Origin of the sequence: Lunatimonas sp. (assembly GCF_020832325.1) — a bacterium.
GTDB lineage: Bacteria > Bacteroidota > Bacteroidia > Cytophagales > Cyclobacteriaceae > Lunatimonas.
This window is the reverse complement of sequence record NZ_JAFIEU010000018.1, coordinates 52,381-73,982: the sequence shown is the minus strand read 5'-3', so window position 1 is coordinate 73,982 and position 21,602 is coordinate 52,381. Positions and strand designations below refer to the sequence as shown.

Here is a 21,602-nt window from a genome sequence, read left to right as displayed (position 1 = left end):
ATATGTTGTTTTTACCTGAGTATTACTCATATATTTGGTCGGCAATTATTATAACATCTTTTACCAACCTATGTTTTATCACCAAGTCTTTGGGCTCAGGTGTGCGTCTGACGTGGAGCTCCCTGCCTTTTTAGCTAGCGATTCAGGCGAGACGGATTTTGAGGTCAAGATTGTCTCGCAGCTGCCTGAATTTAGCAACGCACCGACTGTTGTCAAGCCGTTTTCTTCGTACAACGACAAGGAATTTAGGTATCAGGTGCCCGATACGGCCACTTATTTTGTACGTGAAGGCAAACAGATTTGGATATGTCCAGCTACGGAGGATTGGAGTAGCATATTGTTGTTTTTCTATTCCAATGCCATCGCCGCTATGCTGTTTCAGCGCAACCTAATTCCTTTTCATGTATCGGGGGTGTTGGATGGAGATGGCGTTTGGCTGTTATCAGCCCCCTCCCGGACCGGCAAGTCCACCACAGCGCTCAAATTGAAAGAACGGGGCTACCCCGTTTTTACCGATGATACCGCGTTGGTATTTATGGAAAATGGGCGGTGTATGGCAACCCCTTCTTACCCGATGATTCGGGCGTGGCGAGGAACGCTCGAAAATCAGGAATCCTACGATGAAGCATCTGCCTTTCAAATAAGAGCGGAGGTGGAAAAATTTGGTATTCATTTTCACGAGCAGTTTCAGGCTAGTGCGAAGCCGGTAAAGGGTATTATCTATCTACAGGAGCAGGGAGATGAGATCACTATCAATCCGATAAAGCCCAGTGTAGGAATGCAGCACCTTGGCAACAATGTGTACCGAAGGCAATGGATTTTGGGAATGAACAAACAACTTACCCAGTTCAAACTCATTACCTCAATCGCCAAAAATATACCGTTTTGGATGGCTTGTCGTCCAAAAGGTAAGAAGACGTTTGGGGAGTTTTCGGAAGCTATTGACCTCCAAATTATTTCTCAGTATGGAAAATAAGTTGATTTGGCTGGCTTCCTACCCTAAATCGGGTAATACATGGTTTCGGTCATTTATTACTGCGCTGGAAAAGGGGGAAGTCGATATCAATCGGATGGCTACCCAAGGCATTTTCTCTTCCAAACTAATATGGGAAGAGATTCTGGATACTGATTTTGATGACCTCAGGTCCAGCGAAATTGAAGTATACAGAAAGCAAGCGATACATTATTTCTTATCGGAAGGGGAAAAGCCACGCTTTTTGAAGGTTCACGATGCCTACTCTTACTCAAAATGGGATGGAAAACCCATAATAGCGGACCCTCCTGCTGGTTTTGTCATTTACCTGGTAAGAAATCCTATGGATGTGGTTCTTTCCTTTGCGAACCACAATAATCAAAGTGTTGATCAAACCATCGATAAGTTTATCTGTAATGAGTCAGCTGGGTTTGTGAAAAGAAACCATTCTTGGCAGCAAAGCTATCAGTTACTGAGTACTTGGTCCAAGCATGCGGAAAGTTGGATGTTTCAGCAGAACATCCCGGTCAAGGCCCTCCGTTACGAGGACATGAAGGAACATTCGCTGGAGGCATTTCATCGTACCTTGGAGGCTGCTGGCCTTCACTATTCACCGGAGCAAGTACAGCAGGCGTTGGACTTGGTGCAATTTGAGAAGCTTCAGGAACAGGAAGCTAGTAAAGGATTTAATGAAAAGCCTTATTCTTCGATGAAATTCTTTCATAAAGGGCAAACCGGAAGATGGAAGCAGGAGCTCGACTCTAGGCAAATACAACGGATTATGCAGTGTAGTGAGAAGATGATGAAGTATTTCGGTTACTGGGAGGAAGCCAAAAAACACCTTATAGAAATGAACAGCTGGGTAGGACCCAAATGATTGCTTGCAACATCCACCATTTTATCAATATTATATGGAAAATAAATACTATCAGGTAAATGAAGAAAAGGTTCTCTTTACGGAATTAGACGACGAAGGCGTGTTATTTGACGTAGAGAACAATCAATACCTGAATCTCAATCCGACATTTTGCAGTATTTTCAAGTATTTACAGGAAGGAGAAAGCCTGCTGGAGATCAAAAGCAAACTGATCGATGAGTACGAAGTAGATGAAGAAACCTGCACAAGCCAGCTAATGAAGTCTGTAAATATCCTGCTGGAAAAGGGATACATTCATGAACGTATTGCTGACTAAGGTAGCCAGTTTTTTTCGCTTAAAACGAAGGAGAAGGATTCTTTTTCTACAGGTGGTGTTGCTTTCTGCCTACCGAGGCATGCTAGTGACATTCCGGAGTCCATTGGCATCTTCCGAGCGCCTTTACCAGCAGGACAGCCTTTCTGCGGATCTCCCGGCGTCGGAAGAGCAGATGGAGCTTATTGCGGATATTTCGGCAGCCATCCGTATGGGGGCGAGGTACATCCCATGGCTGAATGTTTGCAGGCATCAAGCTTGGCAAGCTATCCGTCTACTGAGAAAGCACCGTATTCCCTACACCTACCACGTAGGATTGAAAAAAAACTCCTCAAACGGTAAGCGTGAGGCCCATGCATGGGTCTTGGCGGGTGGCCGCTTTGTGAGTGGCCATTGCCGAATCGAGGACTATTTTGAAATCAAATTTTGACGAGCGATACCGATCATGAACACATTTTTGGCGTATTATTGCAAAGATGAAAACCGTTTTTCCGAAAGGGTGGGAGAGATTTCGAGCGGCCCCTGTTCGGTCTTATCTGGTTATTCAAGTACCCTGTCCAATGGTGGGTTTGGTCTATTCGTACGAGTTGGTGAGGGAGGGAGTGCTCCCTTTCGCTTGATTTCGACACTTTCGCGTGAGGGGGTGCTATTGATTGCAGAGTCAAGGTTAGACAATCGGGAGTACTTAAAGACCGCAATCAATGAGCGCGAGCTCGAAAATCCAGATGCTGAAAATGCTTTGTTTCTGTACCATGCTTATCGAAAATGGGGAGAACGTTTTGTCGATCATCTAGATGGAGATTGGTCTGTGGTATTATTCGACGAAACGAAGCAGCAGGTCTTCTTGGCAGTGGATCACCTGGCGACCCGATCCATTTTTTATTCCCGTGTAGGAAATGAAGTGCTGATTTCCAACTCAAAGAAGCTCCTTCTTGCCGCTTGTTTTCAGTCAATGCCTCTTAATGAATTATATATACTTAAAAGGCTACTCATCAGTCGTATTTCGGATCCTGTAACCGTTCACAAAGACGTATTTCCGATTCCTCCGGGGCACTCGCTCCTAATCAAGGCAGATCTATCGCTAGTAAAGAAAAGGTATTGGTTTTTTGATCGTGTAAAAAAAGTGCATTTTGCGAAAGAAGAGGACTACCTGGAAGCATTTTTGGAGGTGTACCGACGAGCGGTTACCGAACGAATGATTCCCGGAGCCCGTTTGAGTTCTCACCTTAGTGGTGGATTGGACTCTGGGTCTGTGTCGGTTTTGGTAGCTGAGGCCCTGCGGCCTTCAGGAGGTAGGCTCCTTTCCTTCACAGGAACCACTAGCGCACCCCCCAAAGAAAGTCAATATAAATTTGAGAATGAAGACTATTATGCCGGGTTGACGGCAAAGTACGCCGGCAATATCGACCAGCAGATTTGCGATGGAACCAGTTACCCATTATTGGACTCCATCGCTTACAGTGTATCCACCTTTCAGGAACTTTCTCATGGTATTGGAAACCTTCACTGGATCTATGAAATTAGTGATCGAGCGAAGCAACTGGGAGCTAACCTGATGTTGGTAGGGCAGCAAGGTAATGCCACCGTCTCCTGGAATGGGGAGCGGCCTGTTAGATGGAAGTCCTCGCTGAAGGAAGTGGCAAAGAGTATCTATTGGGACACCCTACAAGGTAGGAAATCGCTTGGTTCTTTTAAGAAAATTCCCCGCTGCTTTTCGAATATTCCCAGTGAGTCCGTCATCAACCAAGACTTTTTGGCAAGTTTTGTTTTCAATGATTTATCGAGGCAGCAGCCCGATGCACTGGATCGGGAAATTCCCGATTGGGTCGGCGAAAGCCGCTACCGATTGATGGGGCTTCGCAACAATCAGATAAGCATCTTTTGGCAGGCTTTGTCCCAAGAGAAAGGTCTGATCCATTGGGATCCGACCAGCGACGCCGATCTGATGACCTTTTGCTTGGGTGTGCCAGAGGAGTTTTATCGACGGGGTATGCGAAGGCATCTTATCCGGCAATCTATGAAGGGATTGCTGCCCGACGAGGTTGCGTTTAACGCCAAAAAGGGGCTGCAGAGTGCCGATTGGCAGGAACGGTTCGTGAAAGAGCAAGGGGCATTTTGGGAGTTGATAAGAGGTATAGGCCCCAACCACCCGGCAAGGAGATACGTGAACATCAACGCGCTGGAGGCAAAGATGAAGCAGTATAGCGAAAAAGCTTCGGTTTTACTTTCTGGAGATATATCTAGAGCGGTTGGGTTGATATTTCTCTGTGAGTCAAGTAAATAGTACACTATATACGGTTTCATTCAAATGATTCGATGAAATCGAGCATGACGCGACCGTCACACACTGGGTTACCCCGAGCTATCCGGGTAACCAGGCGAGATTCCATCCCGATAAACCGGGACAAGTTGTGACCTGTGAAAAATCAATTATGGACACATGAATGAAAAATAAATTAGTAATTGATGAGAGTTTTTGCCCACTACTTTCTAATTAATCCAGCATTTTGGTTGGTTGCTTTGCTAATTTTAGTGGCGACGCTTAGTTGGAAAAGCCGGAGATGGCTCAGCATTGTTGCACTGGTCTTGTTGCCTTTGTTTTTTGGTACATTACCTAAGTGGATCATCGGTCAGTGGGAGAAGGATCTTCAACCGCTTCGGTTTTTGCAGGCTGGAATGGAAGGCCTGCCTATCCTAGTATTGGGGGCAGGTTCTACGGTAGACGAGCGACTGTCTCCCGTTCAGCAATTGCATATAAATGCTCGACTGCGGTTAATCGAGGGTTGTCGACTATGGCAACTCAGTCCCGAGTCGAGCTTGGTGGTGTCGGGATCCGGGCGTCCAGGTGTTATTTCCCAAGCCGAGGTATATGCACAGGCGGCCGTGGAGCTCGGGGTGGAGAGTGCTAAGATAGAGACCGTGCCTACACCTCAGACCACCTTTGAGGAAGCCCTGCACTTCAAAGAGAAATTTCCATATCATGATAAGCTGATCTTGGTGACTTCGTCTCTGCACATGCGAAGGGCAAAGAAGCTATTTGAAAAGCAAGGAATTGAGGTGGTTCCTTCTCCGCATCATTTAATCGTACCCAAGAACCCAAGTCGAAACCTAGCACAAGAATTTGTCCCCTCGATAGAAGGGATAAACCTGTGGTCCTTGGTTCTTCACGAGTGGATGGGGATGTTGACGCTGGGTTGGTAGATAAGTTGGCTGATCGAATACAGGTAAAATTGAACTATTGAAAGCTACTACTTGGGCGATGGTTCTTCAAAGACGTCTGAAAAGAATATAAACTACTATGAGCTATTTATATACGGCATTCGGATTGGTTATCCAATCAGATATTCCCATGCAGGGAATGATGGGATATACGGGATCTTTGCCAATCGACAGGGTCTTGATTTGCCTCGACGAATCCGGATTGGAGTTATCGTTGATTCAAGAAAAAAGGGGAGAGGCGTTTGATTCCGAGGTGAACGATCGCGAATTACTGTACAAGGTTGAGGGGGTAGCGCATTATTACATCCGAGATGGAAGAGAAATCTTGATTAGACCCTTCACACAGGACATACGCTTGTTGGGGGGATATATCTATGGTCGATGTATGTCAGCGATTTTATTTCAACGGTGTCTTTTCCCGTTTCATGCTTCTGGAGTGCTGGATAGGCAAGGGAAACTTTGGATGATTGTAGGTAGGTCGCATGCTGGGAAATCATCCACCGCTTTGAAGCTTTCTGAACGTGGATACACCCTTTTTTCCGACGATCTGGTGTTAGTTAATTCCCAAGGGGGAAAACTGATGGCCCCACCGACCTATCCGATTGCCGGAATCCGGGAACGAACGATGCAGAATCAGCGGACATTTTCAGTAACAGATGGGATTCCAGCCATTACCGAAGCGGGACGGACGAATGTGTTTTTTCACAATCGCTTTGTCACAGAGGCAAAAGAGCTGGGTGGTGTGATGTTTATTCGAAAGTTTGGAGAAGAAATTTCCATTGAAAAGCTTAGCTCTGTGCAGGGCATGGCTGTATTAAAGAACAACATCAACCTGAGGGTTTGGCTGGAACTGATGGGCAAGGAAAAGGTTCTTTTTCAACTTTTGGCGCAAATTTGCAGGGAAGTACCTTTTTGGTCTGTCATCCGGCCAGCGACGGTACCCACCTACGAGGAGCTTGCAGTTGCTATTGACGAGCGAGTGCTCCAGTAGGGTTTTTTATACTTTTTTTGTAAAAACTTCCCGAGTACAGTTGACTGGGTAATTAGTTTTAGTAATTAGTTAGAAATAGGGGCTTATTAAATAAAAATTAGGTGTTGGATCACTTCGCAATCGGACCAAAATAGGAGTTAGTTAAAAAATATAATCTTATTTTTTTAGAAAATAATTCTTTTTTTCAATGCGATTGAGTTACTTTGTGTGCTAGTTAGTGATTAAAGATTGCAGGCTCACAAAGCTGTAACATTGATATCTCGTATAACTGTCCTTTAAGTGATTAGTGCCTTCCTACATCTTAGTATTTCAGGTGGGTATTTACATTGAAAGGTCATAAAATAGCGGTTGGCATAATATCTATTTTTATGGTTGAATTTGCAGCAAGAGTTTTACGAACAGTACAGATCCTTCCCCGGTTCGCGATTGTATTTATTGACGCGTTAGTGTTATTCATTTCAGCTTTGGCAGCATTCTTTGTGCGATCAAACTTTGAGATGAACCAAATGCTTGATATGCAATTTCTCAGGGGGGCTTTGTTTTACTGCTTTGTTGGAGTTATGGTGATGTATTTCACCAAGATCTATAACGTGATCGTTCGATTTTCTGGTATTCGGGACGGAATCAGGCTTTTTCAGACTTTAGCAATTCAGTTTTTTCTGGTCGCTGTAGCTACCTTATTGATCAATGCATACACGGATATGGGGTTTTTGGTACCTTTGTCCGTACTTATAATTGCCACCATGATATCCTTTATCACGCTTTTCGCCTATAAATTGGCTGTAAAGGATTTTTTATATCGGCTAAAAAACAGTCAACACGACAAACCGATCCGCAGGGTATTGGTCTTCGGTGCTGGAGATGCAGGTGTGCTTACCCACGAAGCGATAAAAAAAGACCATCAATATAAATACATCAACTGTGGATTTTTGGACGATGACCCTCGTAAAAAAGGGAAGTATGTTCAGGGTATAAAGATCCTTGGCGGCATGGAGGTGTTGGATGAAGTGATGCAAAAGCATCAGCCTGATGAGATGATCGTGGCTGCGTTGGAGATTGGCTACGACCGAAAAAAGGAAATCATGGAGGAGGCCTTGGATAAGGGTCTGAAAGTGTATACTATTCCCCCTGTAAATCAATGGATAAGCGGTGAGTTAGAAACCAATTCAATCCGAAAAATCAACATAGAAGACCTGTTGGGCAGAAAGAGTATTAAGTTAAAAAACGAGCTGGTGATCGAAGAACTGCGAGGTAAGGTAGTGCTCGTGAGTGGTGCAGCCGGATCCATTGGAAAGGAGCTTGCCAAGCAGATTTCCCGTGCTGAACCCCATAAGTTGCTGGTTTTAGACATGGCGGAATCTGCACTGTATGATGTCGAACATCTTTTAAAGCGTTGTGCTCCCGAGGTAGATGTAGAGGTGCTGTTGGCAGACGTGAGGAGAAGGCCTATGGTTGATGAAATATTTGATCAGTTTAGACCAGACTACGTGTTCCATGCTGCAGCCTACAAGCATGTGCCCATGATGGAGAAATACCCCAAGGAGGCTTTTATGGCAAATGTGTGGGGTACTAAGAATATGGCTGATGCTGCCTTGAAGTATCGCACGAAGAAGTTCGTAATGGTTTCTACGGATAAAGCCGTGAATCCTACCAATGTGATGGGCGCTTCGAAGCGAATGGCAGAAATGTATATTCAATCCCTAAATCAGCGATTGGCACAGACACAGCCAGGAAATCATCCTTTGTACATCACTACGCGCTTTGGCAACGTACTTGGTTCAAATGGATCAGTGATTCCCTTATTTACCCAGCAAATCGAAGAAGGCGGTCCGGTTACGGTCACAGACGCTGAAATGACCCGTTACTTTATGACCATCCCAGAAGCGTGTGAACTCGTGTTAGAAGCCGGTGTGATGGGAGATGGTGGTGAAATCTATGTTTTTGACATGGGCAAACCAGTGAAAATTATTGACCTTGCCAAAAAGTTGATTCACCTTAGCGGAAAAAAGTTGGGTGTAGATATTGACATCAAGATCGTTGGCTTGAGAGACGGGGAGAAGATGTACGAAGAGTTGCTCAACAACGGTGAATCAACCCATCAGTTCAAAAAGCACGAAAAAATCTTTATCGCCAATGTGATCCCTGGAAATCTGGACGAGATCGATGCATGTATCAAGCGGTGCAAGGACCTGACTGAGGCAAACACAGATTGGAACTTGGTATTAGAAATGAAAAAGATGGTTCCTGAGTATATCAGTGCTAGTTCGCGTTTCGAAGCGCTTGATAAAAAGTTTGTGGACGAGAAGTAGGTATTTAAATACTCGTCAGGGTGGCGGCCTTTATTGCTAGGTCCATTTGATCTTTTTTCGAAAGGTATTCCGTTGCAGGCTGACTAGGAGTGGCTTCAACTGTGTTCTGACACGAACCAATTGATTTTGTAGCAGTAGTTTCTTGCTAACCGGTACCGACTAAGAAACTCTATTTCGATACCCGATTCCCGGAAGAAATTGTTAATTCTGGCGCAATACGTTAATTTGGGTCTTTATCTGGATGTAAACCCATTTTCCTATGCGTTTGAAATCTATTGGCTACTGGATTTTTGTCTTTCTGCTTTCGCTGTCTTTCCTAGGTTGTTCCAATTCTGAAGTTACGCTTAGCGTTGTTGGAGACAGCGACTCGGACCTGATTCGATGGCTGGAAGGCGAGGGCTTCGCAGTTCGTTTTTTTGCCGACGCACTTTCTGCCGCTGAGGCTGCGGGTGAAGGGTCGGTTATTTTTGTGCTAGCCACCGACTATCCCAATACCCGAACGATGGTGTTACCAGAATTCTATGATGTTCTGAAGCAGAAGAAGCAAAGGGCCTATATAGAATATCCAGATTTTGTTCCCGGTTTACATTTAGCTTCGGATAACCTTCAGACCCGATTGGAGCGTGGAGTGGTGGCATCTGCCTACTTCAGTGATGCGTTGGATTCGCTCAAGATTTTGGGGATCAATGATTGTCATATCATCTCTTCCGATGCGGAGAGCCCCTTGCTGGTGTTGGCCAAGGTGGCAGGCCTGGACCGGGCGGAATATGGACTAGCAGGCGTACCCAATTACCCCTTATTGGTCAAAGGTGATTTTGGATTTGTGTCTTTTAGCAAGTTTTCTGATTTTGGAAAGGCCCGTTACGGTCCAGAGGATCATTGGAAAGCCGTGTTGTCGACCCTAGTGTCAGATTTGACAGGAAAGGAGGACTTCTCTTATGGTACCTGGCCGAGGTATCTCTCGCCGACACTGGAAGCGGGAGGAACTGTGAGTGAAGAGGCCAAACGTGCAAGCGTGAAAAGAGGCGTAGATTGGTTTGCCAAAGGTCGGTTTTTCATTCATGCCGACTGGAAGGAAAGGTGGCTAACGTATCAAAGTGACGGGCTAAACCCTGTGGGGCCTCCAGTACCACAGGCGGCACCCGTAGGCGACGGAACTTTGGGGTTGTTGGAAGGGCATTCATCAAATATCTATTTTGATGGTTCGCAACAGTACCGGTATTGGATCCGCGCCGATGTGCAGGGGGAGGGTGCTTATGCCTTGGCAGCCGCTTCACGGTTATCAGGTTCGGAAGCATACCGGCAGCCTGCAATACATCTCATAGATTATATTTTCAAAGAAAACCTCCGAACCGGGCCAAGAAGTCATCCTGATTCTGCCGCCTATGGCCTGATAGGTTGGTCCCATACCCACCCACACGTATATTATGGAGACGACAATGCACGGGCCATTTTGGGTATTCTTGGTGCATCTGCTCACTTGGAGCTCTCTCAGTGGGATAAAGAGATGGTGGAGGCCATACTCGCTAATTTCCGCACGACCGGAAAGTCCGGGTTTCGGCTGAATCGCCTTGAAAACAAAGACCTACACCGTAATGGTTGGAAGTACTATTGGGATAGGGATGTGGTTAATCCTGCCCCCCATTTTGAATCTTGGATGTGGGCTTTGTACCTATGGCTGTATGACAAGACCGGTCACGAACCTCTCTTAGAGAAGGCGAAGTCTGCGATCAAAATCACCATGGAAAGTTACCCGGACGAGTGGCTGTGGACCAATGGGATTCAACAGGAAAGGGCTCGAATGATACTACCATTGGCATGGTTGGTACGTGTGGATGATACTCCAGAACACCGGGAGTGGCTGGATCGGATCGTGAGGAAGTTGCTCGAAAACCAAGTGTCCTCCGGTGCTATCCGCGAGGAGTTGGGAGGAGAAGGCAAAGGGCGTTATGGAAGGACCAAATCCAACGAAGAGTATGGGCTGCACGAGGCGCCGTTGATTTTTGCCAATGGCGACCCCATAGCAGATATGCTGTATACCAGTAATTTTGCCTTTTTTAGCTTGAATGAAGCGGCCCATGCGACGGGAAATAGGGAGTATTTTGCGGCATTGGAAAAACTATCCGACTTTCTTACCCGTATCCAAGTGAAAAGTGATCGGTTTCCGGATTTGGATGGGGCCTGGTTTCGAGCATTTGATTACGAACGTTGGGAGTTTTGGGCATCCAACGCCGACGTAGGATGGGGTGCTTGGGGAACACTCACCGGATGGACCCAAAGTTGGATTGTGGCCACCCAGGTACTTGTTTTGCAAAAGCAAAGTTATTGGGAACTTACTTCGGACTCACAAGTAAAGCAACCTTTCGATGAGGTCTATAAACGGATGTTTAATACGAGATAGTGTATCGTCGGCGCTATGTAAAGTTGACCCTTGCAAGGTAATCCTCAAATACGGAAGTGATGACAGATTGTAAAATAGATGAAATAATAATTGAATATAGATGAACAGAAGAAATTTTATTGGAAACCTGGCCCTCGGAGGCGGGTTGTTGGGGGTTTCTCCCTTTGGTTCCTCGGCTTATGCTGTTCCGGTGACCAAACGAAAGGTGCTCGTTGGTACCGATAGTCTTTCTGCTGACTTGGTAGTGGCAGGTGGGGGCTTGGGCGGGTGCGCCGCCGCATTTGCTGCGCTTCGAAATGGGTTGACGGTGATTTTAACCGAGGAGACGGATTGGGTGGGTGGACAGATTACCCAGCAAGGTGTGCCACCGGACGAACATCAGTGGATAGAGACGCACGGCGCCCCCCAGTTGTACCGTGATTTTCGGACAGCCGTGCGGGAATACTACAAGAAGTTTTACCCTCTCACCGCAGACGCAAAGGCGCAGGAGTTTCTGAATCCGGGTAATGGTTCTGTTTCCAGACTTTGTCACGAGCCCCGGGTAGCACTTGCCGTATTACATGACATGATGGCTCCCTATCTGAGTAATCGGCAGTTGGTACTACTACTCGAACATAAGGCGGTAGGTGCGGAAGTAAATGACAAGAAAGTAAAGGCGTTGCATGTAAAAAGTTTGCGATTCGAAAAAATCTATGCATTGGAAGCTCCTTACTTCGTGGATGCAACCGAATTGGGAGACCTACTCCCTATGACAGGTACGGCCTATGTGACCGGAGCGGAATCCAAGGCACAGACCAACGAGCTGCACGCAGCCGATACAGCAGACCCTACCAACAATCAGGCATTTACCATGTGTTTTGCCATGGACTACGTGCCGGGGGAAGACCACGTGATTCCAAAGCCCCGGGAGTACGATTTTTGGCGCAATCACACCCCACCGCTCAGCCCGCCATGGTCGGGGAAGATTTTGGAACTAAATTACTCCAACCCCAGGGACTTGAAACCCAAAGCACTGGGATTTCACCCCGAGGGGCTTCCCACAGGTGATAGCCTCAACCTTTGGTTGTACCGAAGATTGATCCATAAAGCGAATTTTGTTGAGGGCCATTACCCCGGAGATATCACCATTGTCAATTGGCCGCAAAACGATTACATGCTAGGCAATATCGTGGATGTGGACGATGAGACCTTTCATCATCATGTGGAGCGAGGTAAGCAGCTTAGTCTTTCACTGCTGTATTGGCTGCAAACCGAGGCCCCCAGACCGGATGGGGGACAGGGCTGGCCGGGGCTCAGACTCCGAGGAGATGTGATGGGGACCGAAGACGGCCTAGCTAAGTACCCCTATGTGCGGGAGGCCCGGAGAATCAAGGCGCTGTTTACGGTGTTGGAAGAGCATGTGGGCGCAGAAAACCGAAAAATGGTCATGACTGGAGACGGTCCAGTGAAGGCACCCGATTTTTATGACAGCGTGGGAGTCGGGTATTATCATATCGACCTGCATCCAAGTAGCGGAGGGGATAATTACATTGACTTTGGTTCGCTTCCTTTCCAAATTCCACTTGGGTCGTTGATTCCACAGGAAACAGAAAACCTTTTGCCCGCAAACAAAAATATTGGAACCACCCACATCACCAATGGCTGTTACCGACTACATCCGGTAGAATGGAGTATTGGTGAAGCCGTAGGCATGTTGGGCGCATACTGCCTGGAAACTGGACAACGGCCCATCGCTGTGCGGGAAAATCGCGAGAAGCTAGTTGATTTTCAGCGATTTATTCGGAGTCAGGGGATAGAAACGCATTGGCCCTAGTGGTCTGATTTATGGAGTATGGAGGCCCTTTGATCGTGCTTTATACGTTAGGGCTTCCATTTCTCTGCCTCTTTTCGGATCGATGTGCCATTTTTTGATAAAAAAACTGTGTTTTTTTGTAGCATTTAGGATGGTCTTTGCGTCTTGGTGGTAAGAATGAACCCTAAACCAAATGGATGCTATGAAGCGATTACTGTATGTCCTTTCCTGTATGATAGCGGGAATGCTGCTGGGTTGTGAAAGCAGCAACGAACCAGAAGCTCCGCTTATGCCCAATATTCGTACGCTGCAAGCCTATGAGCGGGAAGTGGTGGATGCCAGTTCCTTATTTGCTTTGGATCTTTTTAGGCAATTGCAGCAGGCTGGTGAGCCCAATCAGTTTTTCAGTCCCTACAGTATTCACCAAGCGCTCAGTATGACCATGAATGGAAACCGGGGCGATATATTGAGGGAATATTTGGAGGTTCTCCGTTTTGGAAACGTGAATCAAGAGGAGGCAAATAAGGGGGCCAAGGAGCTAACGGAATTTTTGCTAGCAGTGGATCCCAAGGTCAAGATGTCCATTGCCAATTCCATCTGGTACCGAGAGGGAATGCAGTTAAATGCAGCATTTCGACAGACCGTAGCTGACTACTATGCCGCTGAGGTAGCCTCGCTGAACATGGGTAGCCCACAGGCGAAGGATATCATCAATCATTGGATAGAATCCAAGACCAACGGTATCATCAAGGATATGCTGGATTATGTTCCCGCAGATGCGGTCATGTATTTGGTAAATGCCATCTATTTCAAAGGGGACTGGAAATATCAGTTTCCGACCTCAAACACCGTAAAGGAGCCGTTTCAAATTGCGTCGGGTCAGCAAGTAGAGGTGGATATGATGTCCTTGGAAAAGGGAGCGGATATTCGCTTTTCCCAACAAGGAGGGGTAACCTACTTGGAAATTCCTTACAGTACGGGACAATACTCGATGGGTGTTTTGGTCAGTGAGGATTTTGAGTTAGAAGAATTGGCATCAAACCTGACCTTGGAGCAATTAAGCACGTATCGGGCCAATGCAATGACGCGGGAGATACAGTTGAGCTTCCCTAAATTTAAGATGCGACAAAAGCAGGATGAACTGAAAGAAGCATTAATTCAACTGGGATTGGAGACACCTTTTTTTTCCCATCCGGAGAATTTCTCGGAGCTGTTTGAGCAAGTGACCGGTGGAATGGAACTTAGTAGGATCATGCACGATGCCTTTATCGAAGTGGACGAAAAGGGGACAGAAGCAGCGGCTGCCACCATCGTGGAGGTGGTTTTGACGTCAGCGCCCAGTGGTCCGATGACTTACCGGGTGGAAAAGCCCTTTTTGTTCTTTATACAGGAGGCCCATAGTGGCGCCATTTTATTTATGGGAAAAATCACTGATCCTTCCAGAACCGATTAAACTTTCATTTTCGGGCAGTACTTGTGGCTTGCTATTTGTGGTAATTTACCTAGACAGCAAGTTTTTTTTGTTATAAAAAGTAGGATTTGTCATGAAAATAGGAATCGTAGTTAAAGTGATGGCAAGTAGTGTATGGCTAATGTATATAGCAATTGGGCATGTTTTTGCCCAGATGCAGCCAGATATACCCCAGCCAAGGGGACCGGTGGATTTAAGCGAAACCTCTAATCTGGTCCTCTTTATCATTTTACCCGTACTGGTTTTTATCGGCTTTTTGTTTTGGAGGAGGGCGATGAAAAAGCGAGCAGAGAAAGGTGAGCAGTAACGTTTATGAATGACCTTCCTCTACTTGCCTTCCCCATTCATTGGTAATTCGGTCCGTTTCCAATCGCAAATTCGAGCCAATAAAGTCGAGAAATTGCCAACTACACGCAGTCTGGGTTTCATCCTAAAATCCCAAGGTAACCATATTGCTCTTTTTGAAAAAAATCACCAAAGGTAGTACTTGATCTACCAATTAAATAAAAAGTTTTTAGAACATGAAGAGGGGTTTGTTATTCCTTGATTAAAGAAATATATTCACAAGTTAAACCAAGCAGAAAGTTGAATTTTCAACGTATTGGTCAAGTCAATTAGTGTAGGCTATCGCAAGTGTACTCATACTCGCGATTGGTCTCGTTCTTACATAACCCTTATAAAATGAATAAAAAAGGAAACGGATCCAGAAGGCGCTTTTTAAAAGGGTCACTTCTGGCTTTGGGGGGTATTTCCATCGTACCCCGGCATGTGTTGGGAAAAGGATACCTGGCACCCAGCGATCACCTGACCAAAGGCATCATCGGTGTTGGCGGCATGGGGCGTGGACATTTTAATTATGCCGGAACCAAGGTCGTGGCGATCTGTGACGTGGACACCCGGCACATTCAGCGTTCCTTGGAGACTTTGGGCACTGGTGTGAAGACTTTTGAAGACTATCGAGAGCTGATTCGTTTGCCGGAGGTGGATATTGTCCACATTGCGACCCCACCTCATTGGCATGGAATTATGGCCTTGGATGCTGCCAGAGAAGGAAAGGATATCTGGTGTGAAAAGCCCATGACTCGTACGATCGGCGAAGGCAAGAAGGTAGTGGAGGCGGTGAAAGCTCACGGCAATATTTTTAGATTGAATACCTGGTTTCGGTTTGATGCCAATTTTTACGGCATGAACACCGAGGTAAAAAACATCAAAAAGCTGGTGGATTCGGGGATGTTGGGCTGGCCGCTCAAGGTAACGGTGGGCAAGCTTACCGGCTTCGATTGGAAATTTTACTGGGTAGGCCGCACCAATTTGCAGCCGGAGACTCCTCCGAAGGAATTGAATTACGACATGTGGTTGGGTCCTGCACCCTACAAGCCCTACAACGAACACCGTACACATGGCACCTTCCGAGGATATTGGGATTATGACGGAGGTGGCCTAGGGGATATGGGACAGCACTATCTCGATCCGATACAATATTTCTTAGGGAAAGACGAAACCAGCCCGGTAAAAGTGGAAATCGATGCCCCTCAGCAGCATCCGGATGCCGTAGGAACCTGGCGAAAAATCACCTACACCTATGAGGATGGGTGTCAGATCATCTTGGATGGAGAGGGAACGATCGAATCCCCCTATATTTCCGGTCCAAAGGGAAACCTATACCGTGGCTTTGAGTGTGATATTCCCGATTTCAGGCGCAAGTTGGCGCAATTTCCGGATCCGACCCCTCAGGTCACAGACTTTGTGGAGGCTGTGAAGACCCGAAAGAAATTTGCGTTAAATGAGGAAAATGGACATCGTTCCTGTACCATGGTAAATATGGGCTTGGTAGCACTGAGATTGGGGAGGAATCTCCAATTTGACCCTGTGAAGCAGGAGTTTGTAAATGATGAGGCGGCAAATCGACTGATCAACCAGCCCATGAGGGCTCCCTATACCGTTTGATCCCATTGTGATTTTTCGTTTAAATGAGATTTAAAGAAACTTTGATGAATTTAGTTAAAAAAATAACCTGGTTTTGCTGGCTGCTTGTCCTACAGGGGACGGTCCTGATGGCCCAAGGGGGTGCGCAGGATGCCAGAACATTGGACACCAAAATTGCAGATTTACTCAATCGCTTTCCAGCAGAGGACGCTACAGCCCAAGCCGGCCTTATGGAGAACATGGCTTCCCTTGGCCAAGAAGGTCTTGTGAAAATGGCGATGATGCTTTCGCCGAATGCTTCCAATGAAAAATTAACATATGCCTTGGCGGGATTTGCGTTTTATGCCAGCCATCCTTCCAAGAGCGACTATGCAAGAATGGCCGTGCAGGCGTATGGAAAAGCCTTGGACAAACTGGAGTATCCAGAAGGCCAGGATTTTCTACTCGCACAGTTTAAATGGATAGGTAAGGAAGATGCGGCACCTTTCGTGGAGCCGTTTTTGCACGATGACTACCACTCGGCCAGGGCTTCGCAAGTGTTGGAAAACATTGGTTCAAGTTCTTCCGAACAGGCATTGCTATTGGCACTGCGTACATCTTCCAACGATGAACACAAGGTTAATTTTATACAGGCTCTCGGTGGAATAGGTAGTTCTTTGGCCTTGGACGATATCAATCCTTACGCCCAGTCACCCAATGCGGACCTAAGAAAGGTGGCGTTGTATGCCCTAGGTGAAATAGGGGATCCTAAAAGTGCCAAGATACTTAACCGTGCGGCAAAGGCAGCCGGTGCATCGTACGAGCAAACCAACGCGACGGCCACTTACCTGAGGTATATCTCCAAATTAGCGGATGCAGGGCATACCAAAACAGCCTTGAAATTGGCGAAAGGTCTCCATAAATTGGCTGCGAGCGCAAATCAGCCGCATACGCAGGCCGGCGCACTGGCTCTTTTGGCTCGCTTAGAACCTACCAATGCTCCCAAACTTTTGGCTGCAGCGGCGCTGTCTGACAATGCACAGTACCGTGGAGCTGCGTTGAAATATGCGTTATCATCGGGACTTGCAACAAATTTATCGATTTGGAGCCCCTTGTTGGAAAGGGCCTCACCAGAGGCCAAAGTTGCGATTATCGGTATGCTTGCGCAAGTGAAAGACCCGGCAGCACTTTCTCTTTTGAAGCCGCTGATGGTGTCTCCGGATCTCATGGTCCGAGTGGCAGCGATTGATGCATCGGTACCGGTAGGAGGTGACGCTGCCTTAGCTGATTTACTGGCCCAAACAGCAAATGCTGACGAGGCGATTCTTGCTCGGATTCAAACCGCACTGAAGACCATGCCCGGATCGAATGTCACCGGCGAGGTAGCCAAGACGATTCCTGGTGCAAACGCATCGGCAAAAGTGATGTTGATGGAGGTACTCGCAGCCCGTTCGGCAGAGGATTACATGGAGGTTGTCTTAGCGCAAGTGACTGACGGAGATGAATCGGTTCAAGGCGCAGCTTACGCCGCTCTTAGTTCTCTGGCCAATGCCAGTCATGCGGGTCAGCTTTTAACTTTATTAAAGTCCAGTCGACAAGAACAGCAGCTTCAGGCAGTCCAAAAAGCGCTGGTGACTTCCGTATTGCGGATGAACAACCAACGAAGCCAAACCAACTGGGTGGCGCAGAATCTCGCTGGATTGGAGCCAAGCAAGCAACCTTATTTATATGAAATCTTGGGGCAAACAGGTGGAGAGGCTGCTATGACACAGCTTGAAAGCATCTATGAGGAGGGAACCACCGCCCAAAGGCTGGCTGTCATAGAAGCTTTGACAAATTCTAAAGACAGCAAGGCACCTACCATGTTGTTGGGGATCGCCCGTGCGGGAGCAGTGGAGTTAAAAGAAGCCGCGCTCAAAGGCTATGTGCAACTGATACCTTCGCAGTCTTGGACTGCCGAAAACAAAGTTATACACCTTCGAAATGCCTTGGAACTGACTACAGTTGATCAGACCAAGTCATCGGCCATTAAAGTTCTGGGCCAATATCCGACGTTTCAGGCATTGGTGACAGCTGGGAGCTATTTGGACATTCCCTCCTTACAGCAAGACGCTGCCCGATCGGTCATGAACATCGTTTCCAACAGCGATCGGTTTTATGGCGAGGCCGTGCGGGGACTGGTAGAAAAGACCCGAGACGTGATCAGTGGGCAGGACAGCCAATATTACAAAACATCGCTGCAAAAATACCTGGATGAGATGCCCGGCGGTAGAGGTTTTTATACGCTTTTCAACGGTGTAGATCTGGACGGGTGGCAAGGGGTATTTTCAAACCCGATAAAAAGGGGGCAAATGGATCAGAGAACCCTTGATAGAGAACAGGCCAAAGCAAATCAGGTGATGCACGACGGCTGGGAAGCCAAAGATGGGTTGTTGGTCTTCAAAGGAAAGGGAGAGAACATAGGTACCGTAAAGCACTATGGTGATTTTGAAATGTATGTGGACTGGAAGATCACCGCAGATGGGGATGCAGGAATTTACTTGAGGGGTACCCCCCAGGTTCAGATTTGGGACATTGCCAGAACCAACGTGGGTGCAGAAGTAGGATCCGGAGGCCTGTATAATAATACCAAGCACGAAAGCAAGCCATCCAAGGTAGCGGATAATCCAGTGGAGGAGTGGAACACGTTCTATATAAAAATGGTTGGCGAAAAGGTGACGGTTTATCTTAACGGAGACTTGGTGGTGGATGAGGTAGTTTTGGAAAACTACTGGGACAGGAGCCAGCCCATTTTTCCATCGGAGATGATCGAGTTACAGGCGCACGGGACCTATGTAGCATACCGGGACCTCTACATCAGGGAATTGGATGCGTCAGCACCGTTTGAGATGAGCGAGGAAGAGAAAGAAGCGGGATTTGAAGTACTCTTTGACGGAACGAATTTGGATAAATGGACCGGTAACAAAACAGATTATGTGGTGGAGAACGGTACCATTGCCATCTACCCGGATAGAGGGGGTAGCGGAAATCTGTTTACCGAAAAAGAGTACGGTGATTTTGAGTTCCGGTTTGAGTTTAAGTTGACGCCTGGTGCGAACAACGGATTGGGTATCCGGGCGCCATTGACTGGAGATGCGGCTTATGCAGGTATGGAGTTGCAGATATTGGACAATACAGCAGATATCTACAAAAATTTGAAAGAATATCAGTTTCACGGATCGCTTTACGGTATAGCGGCTGCCAAAAGAGGCGCTTTGAAGCCGGTAGGTGAATGGAACTACCAAGAGGTAATCGTAAAAGGGAACTCAATCAAAGTAACATTAAATGATGTAGTGATCTTGGATGTAGATATCACAGAGGCAAAAGAAAAAGGTACCCTGGATGGCAGAGAACATCCTGGTCTGTTCAGAACCAAAGGTCATATTGGATTTTTAGGTCACGGAGACGTGGTGTTTTTCCGAAATATCCGAATTCTGAATATGGATAAATAAGGAGAAGAAAATAAGCTCTACAAATAAAAAAGCAGGAGAACCTCTCCTGCTTTTTATTTTTGAAAACTAAACCAACTATTATTTAACTACCATAATATTGGCAAATTTAATAATTAAAAGGAATTTTCAAAATCAATTTGAAAAAAGGTAAGCGAAACCTCACTTTTTGTTATTCACTTTGTAAAGTATGCCCAACGCCAAGGCTTGGCTAAACTGAACCCCGGGGTCTTGATCGATATCGTACAGGGTGATGGTGGTCAAAGTGACGTTGATTACTTGGGTGATTTTTGCCGTTAAGGTGATATCCAGCCGGTGGTCAATATTCTTCAAGCTTAGGGTCTCGTAATTGGCAAACATCATATATCGGGTTTTGATGTTAAAATTTTCGGTGATGTCTTTGTTGTAGTTGGCAAATATTTGCATCGCCAACCACTCAATACGGGTTGTTTCTCCCGCCGGAACACCATAATTTGAGGGTACCGTCTGGATTATGTCTGGGTTATTGACAAAGGTAAAGCGTGGCGAAAATGGCCCGATACGTAGGTTAAACTCATTATTTGGTTTATATTCAAAACCCAAGGATGAGGTCAAAAATCCTGGCGCCATAAAGTCGGATATCAATGACCGCGATTCATTCGGTCCATATTCATATCCTTCGGTGAACTGGCTCAGAAAGTTAAGAGAGAAAAAGGCGCCCCAGTTTTGAGACATTCTGTAACCCATCTTGGAATCAAAAAACATCCGGTCGTTTGATTTTCGCGTTGATTGGCCCTCATTTTTCACGATACCATAGAGCAGTTCAATTTCATTGTCCCATGAAAGGCGGTCCTTACGGTACATGGCTTTACCAGCGATAATACTTCCTAGGGCCACGGAGTTGATCCCCCCCGCTTTCCAGTTGTCGCTAAAACTCGCCTGGTTGAAATTTAGCCCACCGCTAAATTCGGAAACCCAGTACGTTGTGTCTTTTTTTGCTTCTTCAGAGAGTACATCTACGGCATCTGCCAAATCATTGATTTGTCCGTGGATAGTTGAGCTCAGCATGAGGCATAAAATACCCAGAAGTAGTAGAGATTTATTCATCATTTGGTTTTTTTGTGATACATTCCGCAATCTTATTGGATTTCGGTAATAGATTTTAAGTGGTAGTAAAGGAGTTGCCCCAAAATTACCCGAATTCTATGGAATGAAACTTATTTTTCGGGTGTTTTTAGGTGTAAAATTGTTCAAAAATGGAAAAACAAATAGAAGAAGAGTTGATCGTCAGGGATTTTCTGGCCAGGCAACGCACCAAGCTTGCAAACGATCGTACCCTGTTAGCCTATATCCGAACAAGTCTTTATTTTTTAGTTTCGGGTACAGCCTTGATAAAAGTAGAAGATTTGGAAAATGTACGGGAGTTTGGCTACCTATCCTTTTTAATCAGCATACTGCTCGTGGCGTTGGGTTTTGTGAATTTTTTCCGACTCAAGCGGAAGCTGGAGAAAGGAAAGTACTATTCCATGTGAGCGCGCCATAGCCAGATAGTTTGGTAGGCTTTTTGAACTACACGAGCCAACTAAATTAAAACGTTATGAAAATATTTGGAATTATCTTGATTGTAATCGGTGTGATTATGTTTGTGATCACCGGAATCTCATATACCACGGAGGAAACCATCATTGATGCGGGCCCTATTGAGGTGAGCGCCGATAGAGAAAAAGAAATCAATTGGCCTCCTTATGCCGGTGGTGCCGCGGTGGTGGCTGGATTGGTGCTGGTAGCTATTTCGCGAAAAAAATAAGGTTATTTTGGGTTAGTTTTTCCAGAAACGGGCTCACCAGGGCAATTTCTTCCTTATTTTTGGCGATTCAACCTGTT

Annotated in this window: 17 protein-coding genes; 16 read left to right on the top strand and 1 reads right to left on the bottom strand. The window is 46.3% G+C overall.

Annotated features, from left to right (window positions below; translation table 11 throughout):
* Positions 1-70 precede the first annotated feature (70 nt).
* From JJU34_RS06975 to JJU34_RS06910, 14 genes are all read left to right on the top strand, one after another.
* Positions 71-976 carry a hypothetical protein gene (locus JJU34_RS06975; RefSeq protein WP_228691615.1) on the top strand — a complete coding sequence of 302 codons (906 nt, stop codon included), beginning with the start codon at positions 71-73 and terminating at the stop codon, positions 974-976.
* Positions 966-1,850 carry a sulfotransferase domain-containing protein gene (locus tag JJU34_RS06970; RefSeq protein ID WP_228691614.1) on the top strand — a complete coding sequence of 295 codons (885 nt, stop codon included), beginning with the start codon at positions 966-968 and terminating at the stop codon, positions 1,848-1,850. Before JJU34_RS06975 ends, JJU34_RS06970 begins: the two co-directional genes overlap by 11 nt.
* A gap of 34 nt (positions 1,851-1,884) precedes the next feature.
* The gene (locus JJU34_RS06965) at positions 1,885-2,166 is read left to right on the top strand and encodes a PqqD family protein (protein ID WP_228691613.1); all 282 of its coding nucleotides are present in this window, start codon (positions 1,885-1,887) and stop codon (positions 2,164-2,166) included.
* Complete coding sequence (locus tag JJU34_RS06960; RefSeq protein WP_228691612.1) at positions 2,147-2,593, top strand: lasso peptide biosynthesis B2 protein; 447 nt, start codon at positions 2,147-2,149, stop codon at positions 2,591-2,593. Before JJU34_RS06965 ends, JJU34_RS06960 begins: the two co-directional genes overlap by 20 nt.
* Before the next feature lie 15 nt (positions 2,594-2,608).
* The gene (locus tag JJU34_RS06955; RefSeq protein WP_228691611.1) at positions 2,609-4,447 is read left to right on the top strand and encodes an asparagine synthase-related protein; all 1,839 of its coding nucleotides are present in this window, start codon (positions 2,609-2,611) and stop codon (positions 4,445-4,447) included.
* Between the two features lie 182 nt (positions 4,448-4,629).
* The gene (locus JJU34_RS06950; RefSeq protein ID WP_228691610.1) at positions 4,630-5,364 is read left to right on the top strand and encodes a YdcF family protein; all 735 of its coding nucleotides are present in this window, start codon (positions 4,630-4,632) and stop codon (positions 5,362-5,364) included.
* 97 nt (positions 5,365-5,461) lie between these two features.
* The gene (locus JJU34_RS06945) at positions 5,462-6,373 is read left to right on the top strand and encodes a hypothetical protein (protein WP_228691609.1); all 912 of its coding nucleotides are present in this window, start codon (positions 5,462-5,464) and stop codon (positions 6,371-6,373) included.
* Positions 6,374-6,888: 515 nt separating this feature from the next.
* Positions 6,889-8,682 (top strand): nucleoside-diphosphate sugar epimerase/dehydratase, encoded by a 1,794-nt coding sequence (locus JJU34_RS06940; RefSeq protein WP_228691608.1) that lies wholly within the window; start codon positions 6,889-6,891, stop codon positions 8,680-8,682.
* A 259-nt stretch (positions 8,683-8,941) separates the two neighbouring features.
* Entirely contained in the window at positions 8,942-11,083 is a 2,142-nt protein-coding gene (locus tag JJU34_RS06935; RefSeq protein ID WP_228691607.1) for a hypothetical protein, read from the top strand.
* Positions 11,084-11,183: 100 nt separating this feature from the next.
* A complete protein-coding gene (locus JJU34_RS06930; RefSeq protein WP_228691606.1) occupies positions 11,184-12,896 on the top strand; it encodes an FAD-dependent oxidoreductase in 1,713 nt (570 codons plus the stop codon).
* Between the two features lie 181 nt (positions 12,897-13,077).
* Positions 13,078-14,328 (top strand): serpin family protein, encoded by a 1,251-nt coding sequence (locus JJU34_RS06925; RefSeq protein ID WP_228691605.1) that lies wholly within the window; start codon positions 13,078-13,080, stop codon positions 14,326-14,328.
* A gap of 91 nt (positions 14,329-14,419) precedes the next feature.
* Positions 14,420-14,653 carry a hypothetical protein gene (locus tag JJU34_RS06920; protein ID WP_228691604.1) on the top strand — a complete coding sequence of 78 codons (234 nt, stop codon included), beginning with the start codon at positions 14,420-14,422 and terminating at the stop codon, positions 14,651-14,653.
* Between the two features lie 374 nt (positions 14,654-15,027).
* Entirely contained in the window at positions 15,028-16,293 is a 1,266-nt protein-coding gene (locus JJU34_RS06915; RefSeq protein ID WP_228691603.1) for a Gfo/Idh/MocA family oxidoreductase, read from the top strand.
* A 44-nt stretch (positions 16,294-16,337) separates the two neighbouring features.
* On the top strand, positions 16,338-19,742 hold the full coding sequence (locus JJU34_RS06910) for a DUF1080 domain-containing protein (RefSeq protein WP_228691602.1): 3,405 nt from the start codon (positions 16,338-16,340) through the stop codon (positions 19,740-19,742).
* Between the two features lie 159 nt (positions 19,743-19,901).
* Here JJU34_RS06910 and JJU34_RS06905 read toward each other — a convergent pair whose 3' ends face one another.
* Positions 19,902-20,786 (bottom strand): DUF3078 domain-containing protein, encoded by an 885-nt coding sequence (locus tag JJU34_RS06905; RefSeq protein ID WP_228691655.1) that lies wholly within the window; start codon positions 20,784-20,786, stop codon positions 19,902-19,904.
* Between the two features lie 188 nt (positions 20,787-20,974).
* Here JJU34_RS06905 and JJU34_RS06900 point away from each other — a divergent pair, with 188 nt between their 5' ends.
* Positions 20,975-21,250, top strand: a complete 276-nt coding sequence (locus JJU34_RS06900) for a DUF202 domain-containing protein (RefSeq protein ID WP_228691601.1) — start codon at positions 20,975-20,977, stop codon at positions 21,248-21,250.
* 65 nt (positions 21,251-21,315) lie between these two features.
* Positions 21,316-21,525, top strand: a complete 210-nt coding sequence (locus tag JJU34_RS06895; RefSeq protein WP_228691600.1) for a hypothetical protein — start codon at positions 21,316-21,318, stop codon at positions 21,523-21,525.
* Positions 21,526-21,602 lie beyond the last annotated feature (77 nt).

Excerpts from the sequence above, each read along its gene's own strand:
- JJU34_RS06975 (WP_228691615.1), top strand. The coding sequence starts at position 71 with ATGTTTTATCACCAAGTCTTTGGGCTCAGGTGTGCGTCTGACGTGGAG.
- JJU34_RS06970 (WP_228691614.1), top strand. The coding sequence starts at position 966 with ATGGAAAATAAGTTGATTTGGCTGGCTTCCTACCCTAAATCGGGTAAT.
- JJU34_RS06965 (WP_228691613.1), top strand. The coding sequence starts at position 1,885 with ATGGAAAATAAATACTATCAGGTAAATGAAGAAAAGGTTCTCTTTACG.
- JJU34_RS06960 (WP_228691612.1), top strand. The coding sequence starts at position 2,147 with ATGAACGTATTGCTGACTAAGGTAGCCAGTTTTTTTCGCTTAAAACGA.
- JJU34_RS06955 (WP_228691611.1), top strand. The coding sequence starts at position 2,609 with ATGAACACATTTTTGGCGTATTATTGCAAAGATGAAAACCGTTTTTCC.
- JJU34_RS06950 (WP_228691610.1), top strand. The coding sequence starts at position 4,630 with ATGAGAGTTTTTGCCCACTACTTTCTAATTAATCCAGCATTTTGGTTG.
- JJU34_RS06945 (WP_228691609.1), top strand. The coding sequence starts at position 5,462 with ATGAGCTATTTATATACGGCATTCGGATTGGTTATCCAATCAGATATT.
- JJU34_RS06940 (WP_228691608.1), top strand. The coding sequence starts at position 6,889 with ATGCAATTTCTCAGGGGGGCTTTGTTTTACTGCTTTGTTGGAGTTATG.
- JJU34_RS06935 (WP_228691607.1), top strand. The coding sequence starts at position 8,942 with ATGCGTTTGAAATCTATTGGCTACTGGATTTTTGTCTTTCTGCTTTCG.
- JJU34_RS06930 (WP_228691606.1), top strand. The coding sequence starts at position 11,184 with ATGAACAGAAGAAATTTTATTGGAAACCTGGCCCTCGGAGGCGGGTTG.
- JJU34_RS06925 (WP_228691605.1), top strand. The coding sequence starts at position 13,078 with ATGAAGCGATTACTGTATGTCCTTTCCTGTATGATAGCGGGAATGCTG.
- JJU34_RS06920 (WP_228691604.1), top strand. The coding sequence starts at position 14,420 with ATGAAAATAGGAATCGTAGTTAAAGTGATGGCAAGTAGTGTATGGCTA.
- JJU34_RS06915 (WP_228691603.1), top strand. The coding sequence starts at position 15,028 with ATGAATAAAAAAGGAAACGGATCCAGAAGGCGCTTTTTAAAAGGGTCA.
- JJU34_RS06910 (WP_228691602.1), top strand. The coding sequence starts at position 16,338 with ATGAATTTAGTTAAAAAAATAACCTGGTTTTGCTGGCTGCTTGTCCTA.
- JJU34_RS06905 (WP_228691655.1), bottom strand. The coding sequence starts at position 20,786 with ATGCTGAGCTCAACTATCCACGGACAAATCAATGATTTGGCAGATGCC.
- JJU34_RS06900 (WP_228691601.1), top strand. The coding sequence starts at position 20,975 with ATGGAAAAACAAATAGAAGAAGAGTTGATCGTCAGGGATTTTCTGGCC.
- JJU34_RS06895 (WP_228691600.1), top strand. The coding sequence starts at position 21,316 with ATGAAAATATTTGGAATTATCTTGATTGTAATCGGTGTGATTATGTTT.